The 13091-nt window shown below is 43.5% G+C and carries 12 protein-coding genes and 1 pseudogene; all 13 read right to left on the reverse strand.

What is annotated here, in order from left to right; all coding sequences use genetic code 11:
- On the reverse strand, positions 1–214 hold a 214-nt coding region (locus BZG74_RS15885), incomplete at its 3' end, for a hypothetical protein (RefSeq protein WP_235605779.1).
- A gap of 199 nt (positions 215–413) precedes the next feature.
- Positions 414–1677, reverse strand: a pseudogene (locus tag BZG74_RS15980) (ISAs1 family transposase).
- A 134-nt stretch (positions 1678–1811) separates the two neighbouring features.
- A complete protein-coding gene (locus tag BZG74_RS15635; protein WP_158020668.1) occupies positions 1812–1985 on the reverse strand; it encodes a hypothetical protein in 174 nt (57 codons plus the stop codon).
- Positions 1986–2118: 133 nt separating this feature from the next.
- Positions 2119–3516, reverse strand: coding sequence for a CgeB family protein (locus BZG74_RS14365; protein WP_077773217.1), 1398 nt, complete (start codon positions 3514–3516; stop codon positions 2119–2121).
- Positions 3513–4565, reverse strand: coding sequence for a pseudaminic acid synthase (gene pseI, locus BZG74_RS14370; protein WP_077773218.1), 1053 nt, complete (start codon positions 4563–4565; stop codon positions 3513–3515). Before pseI ends, BZG74_RS14365 begins: the two co-directional genes overlap by 4 nt.
- Complete coding sequence (locus BZG74_RS14375; protein WP_077773219.1) at positions 4555–5238, reverse strand: PIG-L deacetylase family protein; 684 nt, start codon at positions 5236–5238, stop codon at positions 4555–4557. The genes pseI and BZG74_RS14375 overlap by 11 nt, the downstream gene beginning before the upstream one ends.
- Complete coding sequence (locus BZG74_RS15585; RefSeq protein ID WP_131825642.1) at positions 5238–5927, reverse strand: methionyl-tRNA formyltransferase; 690 nt, start codon at positions 5925–5927, stop codon at positions 5238–5240. The genes BZG74_RS14375 and BZG74_RS15585 overlap by 1 nt, the downstream gene beginning before the upstream one ends.
- Complete coding sequence (gene pseG, locus BZG74_RS14385) at positions 5924–7411, reverse strand: UDP-2,4-diacetamido-2,4,6-trideoxy-beta-L-altropyranose hydrolase (RefSeq protein WP_077773240.1); 1488 nt, start codon at positions 7409–7411, stop codon at positions 5924–5926. The genes BZG74_RS15585 and pseG overlap by 4 nt, the downstream gene beginning before the upstream one ends.
- Before the next feature lie 13 nt (positions 7412–7424).
- Positions 7425–8120: a pseudaminic acid cytidylyltransferase gene (gene pseF, locus BZG74_RS14390; RefSeq protein WP_077773221.1), complete on the reverse strand. Its 696-nt coding sequence runs from the start codon at positions 8118–8120 to the stop codon at positions 7425–7427.
- A 1-nt stretch (position 8121) separates the two neighbouring features.
- Positions 8122–9282 carry a UDP-4-amino-4,6-dideoxy-N-acetyl-beta-L-altrosamine transaminase gene (gene pseC / locus BZG74_RS14395; RefSeq protein ID WP_077773222.1) on the reverse strand — a complete coding sequence of 387 codons (1161 nt, stop codon included), beginning with the start codon at positions 9280–9282 and terminating at the stop codon, positions 8122–8124.
- A complete protein-coding gene (pseB, locus tag BZG74_RS14400) occupies positions 9279–10304 on the reverse strand; it encodes a UDP-N-acetylglucosamine 4,6-dehydratase (inverting) (RefSeq protein ID WP_077773223.1) in 1026 nt (341 codons plus the stop codon). Before pseB ends, pseC begins: the two co-directional genes overlap by 4 nt.
- Positions 10305–10322: 18 nt before the next feature.
- Complete coding sequence (locus BZG74_RS14405) at positions 10323–12113, reverse strand: ABC transporter ATP-binding protein (protein ID WP_077773224.1); 1791 nt, start codon at positions 12111–12113, stop codon at positions 10323–10325.
- Positions 12106–13074: a Wzz/FepE/Etk N-terminal domain-containing protein gene (locus BZG74_RS14410; protein WP_077773225.1), complete on the reverse strand. Its 969-nt coding sequence runs from the start codon at positions 13072–13074 to the stop codon at positions 12106–12108. Before BZG74_RS14410 ends, BZG74_RS14405 begins: the two co-directional genes overlap by 8 nt.
- Between the last annotated feature and the right edge of the window lie 17 nt (positions 13075–13091).

Raw genomic sequence — 13091 nt, forward strand, 5'->3', positions numbered from 1 at the left:
CATTAATATTAAAACTTCTTTTTATTTCCAACGGATAGCAGTTCTTTAACTCATAGGCGTCGACAACTTCATGAAAAAAAACGTCATCTATATCTGATTTAACGTATTCAGCACCTATCCAATAACACACATCAAAGTTAGACGACTTCATTCTATTAACAACATCTAACCAAAAAGAGTCTTTTTTTGCAGAAAGGAAAACTTTTTTACTCATAACTAATATTTAACCCTGAATCTAAATAATAAGTCATAGAAAACGTATGAGCAGCCGTGTCACGAAATCCTTCCCAGCACGGTTGGTAAGTGCTCTTGAGTCATTACACACATCATTCGCTTACGTTCAATACCGACTTTGAAACTCTTCTCTTACTTTAATAAATTTAAAGCCCACGGAAAACGCATGAACATCCTCGTCACGAAAGGCTTCCTAACACGGTCGCCAAGTACTCTTGGTCCATCGCACACATCATTCGCTTGCGTTGAATGCCGGCTTTGAAACTCTTCTCTTGCTTTAATAAATTCAAAACCATTTGCCTTATTCGTGCAAAAACTTCAGCTCGGTCATCTACCCTAATTCGACATGCATCTTCTTTTAATCCAACATCGAGCTGCCAGTGCATTGATTCAATTAACCAGTGCGAGCGAGTGGCATCATGTAGCTCTTTCGCTGTCAGTTCTTTTGAACTTATATAGTAGCGCACAGAAATATCGGATTCTTCGGCGTGTTTGCCTTCTTGTCGAACACTCACTATGATGCCCATCGTCTTTAGTTCAGGCCAATCATAAGCCAAACCACCTAATACACTTAAATCGGTATTAATCAGTGCACATCGTGTTTCCAATCGCCCATGCGATTTTTCTTGTGATGCGTAGCTATCACCATCAAATTTTTGAAGCATTGCCGGGCGGTAATAATTATCAAACGCTTTATCTAACTTGCCTTGATTTCCTTTAACGGCAAGCAAATAATCAGCATTTTTATCGATGATTTTCTGTGCGATTTTGTGCTGACAACCCATAGCATCTATGGTAATCAAACAACCTGAAACATCAAGCAATTCCAGCAACTTAGGGATGGCAGTAATCTCATTTGTCTTACTGTCTACTTTCGACTGTCCGAGGCATACTCCATTTGCGGTTGCGAACGCATTAACCATATGAATAGCAGCTTGGTCTGTTGCTCGATTATATGAGCCCCTTAGTGTTTTTNATGGCAGTAATCTCATTTGTCTTACTGTCTACTTTCGACTGTCCGAGGCATACTCCATTTGCGGTTGCGAACGCATTAACCATATGAATAGCAGCTTGGTCTGTTGCTCGATTATATGAGCCCCTTAGTGTTTTTCCATCAATGGCAACCACTTCGCCATCCGTTAATTCATGACACGATTTCATCCATTCTATAAAGACTTTTTGTAATGCCTTTGGACTGATGGTTCCCATCACTCTTGCAATCGTATCTGCCGATGGTGATGTTTTACCTGAGAAGCCAAAGCGTAATAAAAAATCACGCTGCTTACGTCCATAATCACTAATACCTTTCCAGGTATCATGCCCAGACAACACCGCACAAATCGTTATCAAAATAATATCTGATAACGTATGTTCAACTTTACCTTCTTGGCGAACATCTCTAATGGAAATGAAATGCATAAATCGACTTTGATCTTCTGTCATTTAAAATCTCCTAAACGTTAGGAGACCATTAAATAGCACTGAAAATGATCAACAAATTGATCCCTTATTTTCACTTATTTTAATTAATAAACATGGATGACGCACGGTTTTTAGCCTAAGTAACAACTTAGTCATTAATTCGCTACCCCAGGCATGCCGCGGATCTTCACGCGTTTTCCCTGGTGCATTTTCCCTGATGCGTTTTCCCTGATCAACGGAGTTAGCAGTCCATCTTTTCCGTTGAGATCTTGTCCAGATTGCAGTGCCTTAGCAAAAGCTTGAATATCAATTTCGTATTTGTCGGACATTGATGTATCACTCTCTGTTGAAGGTTAACTATAGGAGTGACACAGATTTTTGAACACTACCTGGCACGGTTCTTCATGCGTTTTCCCTAGAAATCTGGTCAACAACCTTGAAACCGGCCGCGTATTTCAAAATCTATTTAGAAGCCGTAGTATTTCCCGCATTTTCACTGTCTAAACTAATAGATTCAATCAAAGGTTTTTCACTACAGGAGATAGACATTAAGATGCTCGCTACCAACTCTCCTTCTTTACCAAACCACTCTGTATCATAAGTTGAACTGAAATAACGAATACTTTCACGTTTAATATTCAACTTGCCCGCGTTAATTTTTGAAATGCAAGGCTCAATTTCATTTAAATAATTGCATTTAATTGAAATGCCTTTCTCAACATACCCGTAATAATCTTCTAAAGGTGACTTCGTAATTTGATAGTAGATTGGCGTTAAGCCTGCAAGTGCAGCTTCAAGAAGAATGCTGCTATTACCTGCTATTACACTGAGAGTTTGATTGAAAAACTCATTCAGACTATCAAGCTTTGGATCTGAGAAAGTAACCATACTACCTAGCACTGACTTCAACTTCTCAATCTTTCGCTTCCCCAATCCCGGGTGCCACCTTAATAATGGCTTGTAGCCTTTCTGAATTAAATGATTGGCTAACAGCTTTACGTCTTCATCCTTATCTAATGCGTTTGGGGCGATACCAATTAGTTCTCGATCGCAACGATCTATCTTACTTATTGCTTTTTTTTGGCCTGACAGGAATATTTCTTGATTTTTTTTAATTAGCAACGCCGGAGGACGATTGTTTTCGCATTCTTGATATATTTCTACAGCTGACATTCCATCTAAAAATGAATAATCAAAGTTCAAAGCTGGAAATATATTACTGACAGAAGCATGCTGCAAATAGACGGTTTTGATCCCTTTATAACGAGCCACTGCAATGAGCGCTCTATTCATAGTGTTGTGATCATTACTTACAATAACATAAGATGGGCTTATCTCTTCAACAACACGATTAAAATAAAATAAGTAAAGGTGAACAGAAAGAAATTTGTCCAACTTATCTAATAGTATTTTATGGTTCCTTTCACTGAATGCTCTTGAAATATTTTTATATCGCATCACGTTAAGAGCGAATGAACTAATTATATCTCTAAAGGTAAACTTGAGTGGGTTGAAGTAGCCAGTATGAAGGTCTTTCTTTTCTATYTTATTTTCTGGTACAATACAGACGAAAGATTTTTTATAGCTTTTCAGACTGCTCATCAAACCCATTAAAGCCGATTTCTGATTTTGCGTGCCAGCCAAAAAAAGAAAATCATAATTTTCTTGAGGTTTTTGTTTGAAAAGCTGTATATTCCTCATCGAATTATAATAGAGGCTTATAAAGCGTAATATCTTCCCCTTTAACCTTGGTCGCTCTTGCAGATGACTGAGCTCTTCGTACTTTTGTCCATGAAGATAAGACATCCATTGTTCTGGTTCTCGCTCTAGTATTTCTAACGTTTGTATGATTTTTTTCATTTTTCTAAAAATTCAAACTTTAACGGTGTTCCACGAGCTAAATCTGTTTTCGCTTTCATCCCTAGCACGGACTCAAGGTGCTTCGGTTCTAAACCAAACCCTGGTCGAATACTGCGCACATTCTTGTCGGTTAAAACGTCACCAGCCTTAATATTCTTCACGATATACAACGAACGGCGGAACTTCACATTGCCTTTTTCAGCCTCAGTCCGTTCATAATTGACTTTACCTAGCGCTTGCCACGCCGTTTTCGTGTCTCGGCATAAAGCAGCAAGTTCTGCTGGCTCTAACGAGAAGCTATCGTCTGGGCCCCCGCCATTACGATCTAACGTGACATGCTTTTCGATTAAACAAGCACCTAATGCGACAGAAGTTATTGCCGTTGCATTGTCAATGGTATGGTCGGACAGTCCTGAAAGCACATCGAAGCGCTCAACCATGTCAGCGATGGTGCGTAGATTATATTGTTCAGCGGGCGCTGGATAGCCACTGACACAGTGCAGCACCACTAACTCTTGGCAACCATTTTCTTTGGCTGTTTTAATCGCGTCAGCAATCTCTTGTTCATTCGCCATGCCTGTAGAGATAATCATGGGTTTACCCGTTTGTGCGACCCGCTTGATGAGCGGCAAATCAATCACTTCAAAAGACGCAATTTTATAGGCTGGCGCATCCAGATCTTCTAATAAGTCTACGGCGTTAAAATCAAAGGGAGTGCTAAAAACAGTAATACCTAGCTCTTTACCTTTATTGAATATTTTTTCATTCCAATCCCATGGTAAGTGTGCGCCTTTATATAATTCGTAAAGACTTTGACCTTCCCATAAACCGCTATCGATCTGAAAGTCTTCCGAGTCATGATCGATAGTCATTGTATCGTGTGTATAAGTTTGAATTTTTATCGCATCTGCTCCCGCCTCTTTTGCTTCCTCCATGATTTGAAAGGCGCGGTTAATGTCGTTATTGTGGTTAGCAGATAGCTCTGCAATGACATAAGGAGGATGATCTTTTCCAATCCGGCGGCCATTTATAACTATTTCATTTTTCATTTTCAATTATCCTTTCAATCTGAAATGCTTCAGCTTTCTGTAAGCCAACGATTGCACCTCGCAATGTTGCTAAAGCCTCAACTGTTTCGAAGCTTCTACTGTGAGGAAAGTCTCTCATCTCTTGGTGGTATGCATATAAAGCTTCTGACTTTTTCTGCCAAAACTGCGTGATACTTACAAATTTATTAGGGTTGAACTTACTACAAGTATATGAGTTCCATTCCGTGGATGACAGCACTTCATAACAATATATTTCTTTAACCGGTGAAGAGCTTTGYGGACGACAAGCTGTCATTACTGCTTGGTGTGATATTCTATGATCTATGTTCAAGTCATTCGAAAAATGTGTATAAATAATTTCAGGATTGACTTCCTCTACTATTTTTTCAATAGACTTAACGACTTCTATAAGTGGTAGTATATCCATACTATTATCAGGAAACTCACCAAAAACGATATTCTCTTCTTCAACACCCAATACATCAAGGGCTTTAAGTGCCGATTGTTTTCTTTTCTCAACGTCTCTATCTTCAATGCCTGGTCGTGCGGCTACTCCATTAGTCATAAATTTAATCGAAACTTTATCACCATTGTGAATATGTTTTGCGATTGTACCGCCACAGCCCAACACCTCATCATCCGGATGTGCAGCAATGATAAGAACTGACTTCATCACTTTAGTGCCTCTTTAGAAAATATTTTTACAGTCGCTGTCAATAAATTTTCTTTTTCTTTCATTACGTCAGAAAACTCTATACGATGATTACCATAGTCTATAAAGGCCCGTGGGTAGGTCTCAGCATCGAGCATACGAATCAAATCATATATTTCACTTATATTCATTGACTCAAGGATTTCACTCTGCTCAGGCGTTCGACGTTTAAAATGCACGACTTCTCCAATTTGTTCCTTTGGAGTGATATCATTGCTAACAATTTCTAATATCAAGTCGACTACTTTAGGGGCTGCTCTTTGGAAAATCTCTGTAGCTGATCCAGCCAGAGATAATTCCGCTTTAGCATATACTGGACCAGCGTCTAGCTCTCTAGTCATTTTCAGTGCTGTTAGCTTAGTCGATTTATGTCCTCGAGAAATTAAATTTTGTAAAGGACTTCCTCCTCTTCCATATGGAACATCCGCCATATGGAAGCATACACAGTTGTAGCGTTGAGTAATAGATTCTGGGACTAGCCAATTCCAATGGGGGAAAAAAATGTACTTCGGATTTACCCTTTCTATAAACTCTGGGGTTAGCTCACTCTTGTCTCTGACTAGAAACCAATTAGGATTACCTTCAAAACGGCTTCTGTAAGCATCCAAACACCAATTTTTTGATGACGCAAAAATATAGCTTTCATTCACTTCGAACACCACTTAAAATTATTTACATCCAATCGTTTAAAACCAGCTCTCTCAAAAAGAAATTGAGAAGATATATTATCTTTGTGTACATAGGCGTTTAATTGATAACTTTTAAAAATTTTTTTTATCTCAAACAGTGCTAATTTAGCAAACCCCATACTATGAAACTCCGGGGAAATGAGGATTGAAATATCCCCCTCAAGCTTACCATTTTTTTTATCAACTCTTATCGTTCCGATATTAGTATCGCCCTTTGTAATGACAAAAAGATCAATACTAGCACTCTCTATAACCTTATTCATCCATTGAGAGTGTTCGGCATATGTTGGGACTTTAGAGTTATTGAAGTATTTTCTTGTCGAAGGTAAAGATTGCCATTCATATATAAGTTCAATATCTTTTTTATTAGCATACCTTAGCTTTAACTTATAGTTTTCTAATTTATTTATCACATCAACTACCCGATTCACTCCTAAGCCATCACAAATTGCTAAGTTACTATTGCAGCACGCTGAGTACTTATCTTTTATTTCTTGATACGCACCTACTAACTGAGTGTCTATACTGTTAAATTCTACTTTTCTTACTGCGCCTGCATCAACAAGTGCTCTACAATTATCCGCTTGGTTTTTTGCAATAGGTATAAGAACACTGGGTAGCCCCAAACATGCTCGCTCCCAGCTTGTTGTGCCTGGTGCGCCGATAGCGATATCATGGCTCATCATTAGACTGGCCATATCAGCCACAAAATCTACATGGTTGACATTGCCATGATTTGAGCACCACTGTTTTACCTCATGATAATGCGGCGCTCTTGGCGAGAGTAAGACCGTAAACGTTGCATTGACGTAAGGGTATAGAGCCTCTAGCACGTTGAGCGTGGCGTTAGGGGCATCGACACCGCCCATTGAGACAAGTACGCGGGGGACATGACGCGTCAAGGTTCGAGATAGCGCATTTTCCCTTTGTTGGAGAAATGCGCGAGACAGTAACGCATAATCACTGCCTGCGAGTACGGTAGTGCCTGCTGTCTGATAGTCTGATGCCTCACGACCCAACGTTTGATCTATAACTATATCCGCACTGTGAGTTCGCAAAAGATCATCAATGGCGACAATTTTACAGTTAAGCCTCGCGCGAACGATTTCATGCCACTGTTTTTCAATCGCATAGTGGTCGGTCACAACCACATCTGCAGCATGCACGTGATGAATAAAATCGTGCGCATCGTCGGGGATGGGCTTTGGCAGCCATGCGGCGTAGTCAGCATCGTGCGCCGGTTTCACGACTTGTTCGGGCGCCGTCAACGTGATGACGTTAAAACCCCGCTCACCGATAAACGCACGCATATCGCTTTCTAACGGTAAACACGCGAAGGTTATATCATGGCCATGGTTCGCTAACTCATCGGCAAGCACCAAGCATCGCATCACGTGCCCACTACCAATCCAAACCGACGCATCAACGCGAAATACAACTTTCATGATTCTTGCCACGCTACTTGTTCGTATGTTTTAAGGCTGAAAATAGCGACTCGGCAATGTCCCAGTCTTCGGAGGTGTCAATATCTTGGACACGATGACGCGGTAAAAGCACAGCCTTAGAATGCGGTGAGAAAATTGACAACTTATTGAAAAACGCACTGGCTTTGCCCCAATAGAACTGGCCTGCGTCGTGATACGCCTCTTCCAGATCTTGTGATCTCATTTTCTCCTGCTCTGGCGAGAACATAGACACAGCACCGTTTGCATCTAATTTAATTGCACGCTGGATCGGAAACGGGAAGGACGTGGCACTAAACGCAAACTGGACGTTTTCATTGGCTAGCAACTGATAGCCCGCCTTGAGATCGTCAGCCTGAACAAACGGCGCAGTCGCATATAAGCAGCACACGGTTTCAATATTAAAACCTGCATCTTGGCACCACTGAATCGCATGGGCCATCACATCCATCGTGGTGGCATAGTCATCGGCAATGTCTGCGGGGCGCAAAAACGGCACCTCGGCACCGTATTGCTTCGCAACATCGGCAATTTCCTGATCCTCTGTTGACACAATCACCTTATCAAAGCAGCCTGAGGCGATCGCCGCTTCAATCGAATAAGCAATCATTGGCTTACCATGAAAGGGCTTAATATTTTTACGTGGTATCCGCTTACTGCCGCCGCGCGCAGGAATAATCGCTATATTCATATTACTCCGTCAGTATCGCTGCTAAGACATCAATCACCGTGTCTTGCTGCTCATCGGTCATAGCATGAAACATCGGTAACGAGATGGCGTCTTGGTAGTATTGTTCAGCATGTGGGTAGTCGCCTGGACCAAAGCCGAGCTGCTGGTAATACGGTTGAGTGTGGACAGGAATATAATGCATGTTCACACCGATGCCTTGTTGCCGCAACGCATCAAATACCTGCTTGTGGGTCTTTGACAGCTTCGCCAATTGAAGGCGAACGACATAAAGGTGCAAGCCTGAATAGGTACCGTTTGATTGATAAGGCAATACTAGGGGTAAATCTTGCAACTTTTCGTTATAACGAGCCGCAAGGCGGTGACGCGCACTGACAAACTGATCTACCCGCTGCATTTGGCTTAGCCCGAGTGCAGCTTGCAGCTCTGTCATCCGATAATTGTAGCCAAGCGCGACTTGTTGATAATACCAGTTTCCGTGGCTATCACCTTCCATCAGCAACGGATCGCGTGTCACCCCATGACTGCGATACAGCGCCATCGACGTGGCCAAGGCGTCGTCATTGGTTACTGCAACGCCACCCTCTGCCGTCGTCACAATCTTAACCGGGTGAAAGCTGAACACGGTAACATCTGAATACTGCCCACAACCGATTGGCTTATTCTGATATTTGCCCCCGATAGCATGGGAGGCATCTTCTATCACTTTAAAGCCATACTCGTCGGCTAATTGCCCTATCGCTTGCATGTCACAGGACTGGCCACACAAGTGCACCGCAACCACCACTTTCGGTAGTGTGCCAGTCGCTTCCGCATGCTTGAGTTTTACTTCAAGTTGTTTGGGGCACAGGTTGTAGGTAGTCGGGTCGATATCGACAAAGTCCACCTCCGCGCCGCAATAACGCCCACAGTTGGCTGAAGCGACGAACGTAATCGGCGTGGTCCATAGTCGATCGCCCTCACCAAGCCCGAGCGCCAGACAGGCAATATGTAAGGCGGACGTAGCACTATTGACGGCAAGCGCGTGCTTGGCGCCGGTGTACTCGGCAATAGCTTGCTCGAACGCAGGGACCTTTGGCCCCTGGGTGAGAAAATCCGAATGCAGCACGTCAACCACTGCATCGATGTCATCTTGCGTGATGTCTTGCTTGCCGTAGGGGATCATTGTTTCGTGGCCACCGTAAAATTAGGATCGATGTATTGCTTTATCTTTTCCCGTAAGCTGTCAACGCTTTCCCATTGCTCATTGGTACCCGAGTTATATTTAAACCCAAACGGCACTTTCTCCGCTTTATGGTGCGTCATGTACTCTTGCTCTGTGTGGGTATGAGACACAGACGGTAAGATTGCATAGTAATGACCAAGATCAATGGTATTGAGTGAATCGGTATCGGTGATCATTTCTTCGTGCAGCTTCTCGCCAGGGCGAACACCAATGACTTTTACCTCACAATCAGGCGCGACGGCTTTTGCCACATCCAAAATTTTATAACTTGGGATCTTAGGGACAAAGATTTCACCGCCCAGGTGATTCTCTAGTGCGTACATCACCATGTCTACCCCATCTTGTAGCGAGATATTAAAGCGGGTCATGTCTTCATGGGTGATCGGCAGGACCCCCTCATGGCGCTTTTTCAAAAAGAACGGGATCACTGAGCCACGAGAGCCCATGACGTTGCCATAGCGCACCACACTGAACTTTAGGTCACGTGAACCTTTAATATTGTTTGCCGCCGTAAACAGCTTATCTGATGCAAGCTTGGTCGCGCCATAGAGGTTTATCGGTGCACAGGCTTTATCGGTAGAAAGTGCAACCACATTGTTCACCCCACATTTCAATGCTGCGTTAATCACGTTCTCCGCGCCATCAATGTTGGTGCGAATACATTCTGTTGGGTTGTACTCCGCCGTATCAACCTGCTTGATCGCGGCCGCGTGGATGATCACATCCACCTCTTCGCACGCTTGCACCATGCGCTCCCTGTCGCGCACATCACCGATGAAAAAGCGCAGCTGTGGGTAGTCACTTTGCGGATACAGCTGTTTGAGCTCAAACTGCTTTAACTCATCACGTGAATAGATAATGATTTTCTTTACGTCAGGGTAACGAACAAGAATGGTTTGAATGAACTGCTTACCGAACGAGCCGGTGCCGCCGGTGATAAGGACTGATTTGTTGTTTAGCATTGAAATATTCCGATAGGTTTAGCTATGACTAGCCATTTTTCTAAATTCGAGGTTTTTATTTAGTAACTCAGCATACGTACCATGATCGACTACTTTGCCCTGTTCAAGCATATAGATACAATCACACTGCTGAACCGTACTGAGCCGGTGAGCAATCATAATAATGGTTTTATTGCCGGCAAAATCATGGATGGCATCCATCACCAGTTTTTCGGTAATGCCGTCTAACGCACTGGTTGCTTCATCAAGTACCAAGACATCTGCATCATCATAAAGCGCGCGCGCAATGCCAATCCGCTGTCGCTGACCGCCTGATAGCTGCACACCCCGCTCCCCAACGCGCGTATCTAAACCGTTTGGCAGTTCCTCGAGTAATTCCTCTAGGTGTGCCATTATGGCGGCTTTAAGCACTTTCTGATCGTTAATTTCGTTTAGTGGCAAACCAAAAGCGATGTTCTCTCGGATAGTCGCATCAGAAAGGAAAATACTCTGAGGAACAAAACCAATATTGTTTTGCCATGCACGCACGTTGTCGGCGTTGATTGGCTTTCCATCGACCTTTAAGCTACCTTGGCTGGGCTCAATAAGTCCGAGTAAAATATCAATCGCCGTTGATTTACCTGATCCTGACGCACCCACTAGACCAATCACCTGATTAACGGGTAGTTCCAACGATAATTGTCGCAGAGCAGGCTCGTCTTTACCTGGGTATTGAAAGGTCACATTGTCAAGCCGAACCTGATGTGTGGGTTTAAGTTTGTCACGCGCTGTACTAGTTTCAGCCACGTGCTGGCTTGCAATCAGATCGGCTTCGAGATTATCAAACGCTGATAAGTTACCGCGAACTTGTGCCACCCCTGTGTAAATTTGCTGAAATGCGGGAAGCAGTTTGAAACCAGCTAAGGCATAGACCGACAAAATAGGTAGAATTTGGCCTAGCTTACCATCGTGTGTTTTGACTAAATATAGCACCAAAAAAATCACCGAGCCAAACGCGACAAGCTCCATGGCATAACGTGGAACCTCGGATAAGCCACGGTTACGACCCTGAGCATAACCAAACTTTTCACAGGCATTTTGGTAACGCTGGTTAAAGTCTCTTTGGCGGCCCAGTAATAGCGTATCTTTTATCCCGCCAAACCCTTCATGCAGCAAAGTAAAACGTTGGCGATTGGCATTAGTGATATTAATACCATCTTGCGACAGTTTTTTACGTACAGTCCGATAGAGCGCAATATAGGCACACGCAAAAATGGCTAATCCAGTCAAAGCAACCAGTGGGTTATAAATAAAGATTGCGGTCGCCATCACCATCGCTAGCACTGACTTGGCAGCGACTCGCATTGCAGGCTGAATTATTGCTTGGGTGATCCGACCCGTCTCTTGCGCGACTTTATTGGTTAACTGACTACTGCTGCCTCCTGCATGAAATAACCAAGACTGATTCATGTAATAGCGATAAAGACGCGCTGATAACTCCGCCCCTACTTGCTGTGCATATAAAGACAAGCGCCAAATGGTGTACATAGAGATCATCGCCGAAATAGCTAGCGCGAACAACACAATGACGCCTATCCAGAAAATAAAGTCACTTGGATTGGCTAGCCCGCTGTATTGATATAGCTGTGCAAATTTGCCCTCACCTTGTAGTTGGCTGATATCACCGACTAAAGCCATAAATGGACCAATAGCGACAACGCTCGTTAACTCAGCGAAAGCCATGCACACGACTAATAGTTGTAGCCGAATGAGCCTTTTACGTTGTTCTGCCGTTAATAAATTAAACAGCGTTTTTAAACGGTTATACATCTTCTTTCCTAAACGCAAATCTTACCAGCACAATCGCGACACTCAGCATACCGCCAAGTAGCGTTGCTAGCACACAAATCAATGCTCGTTTGGGGCCGGCTTTTTCTTCGGGGACAATGGCCGGATCGACGGTTTTGAACACAAATTCGTCTTGCACTTCAGCCAGCATCAAACTTTTGGTTTGCTCTTCAATCAGCTGATAGAACACATTCTGCATTTGAGTCAGGTTGGTGTTTTCTAGCTGTTGGCGCAAGTAGCCAATGTTAGTTTTGGTTTCGGCCAGTTTCTCTTTTTTTACATGGGTGTTGATGTCATTCACCAACAACTCTACTACTTGTTGCGCGAAGACCGGTGACTGTGACTCAAAGCTAATGGTGATTAAACCGTTGTCTTTCTGGGTAGCGGTTTCTAGCTTGGATGAAAACGCTTTATACAACTGCCAATCTGTAGGCATAGCAGGTTGGTCTGCTGGCGCATCGTCAGACTTTAACCAGGTTTGCGTCTCTGGGTTATAACGCTCTAGGTTAATTAGCCATTGGTTGGTCTCAGCATCCCACCCTTCAGTCGCCGCCAACGGCACCGCTAATTGATGTTTATGCACAAACTCGCTAATAAACTGGCGTGATTTTAGGGTGGCCAGCGCAATTTGGGTTTCACTGCCGCCACCGCTGCCAAGGTTAACCCCGGCTAGTGATGCTAATCCACCCAACTGCCCCGCCATACCGGCCAAACCACTACCGCCAGATTCATTCGCAGGCGCCAGTAACGCCTCGGACTTGTAGGTATTGGGAAGCGATAATGAATACCCCACCCCACCGACTGCAAACACAAAGGTGATGGCAATGATCAACCACTTGCCTTGCCATAACGCGGCAAACAACTCGCGGAGGTCGATTTCGTCAGAATCTACCGGCTGCGAAAGCGGCGGGTAGGGGTAGTGTTCGATATTTTGCTTAGTCATAAACCATGAGGCAACAG

Origin of the sequence: Salinivibrio sharmensis (genome assembly GCF_001995985.1) — a bacterium.
Classification (GTDB): Bacteria; Pseudomonadota; Gammaproteobacteria; order Enterobacterales; family Vibrionaceae; genus Salinivibrio; species Salinivibrio sharmensis.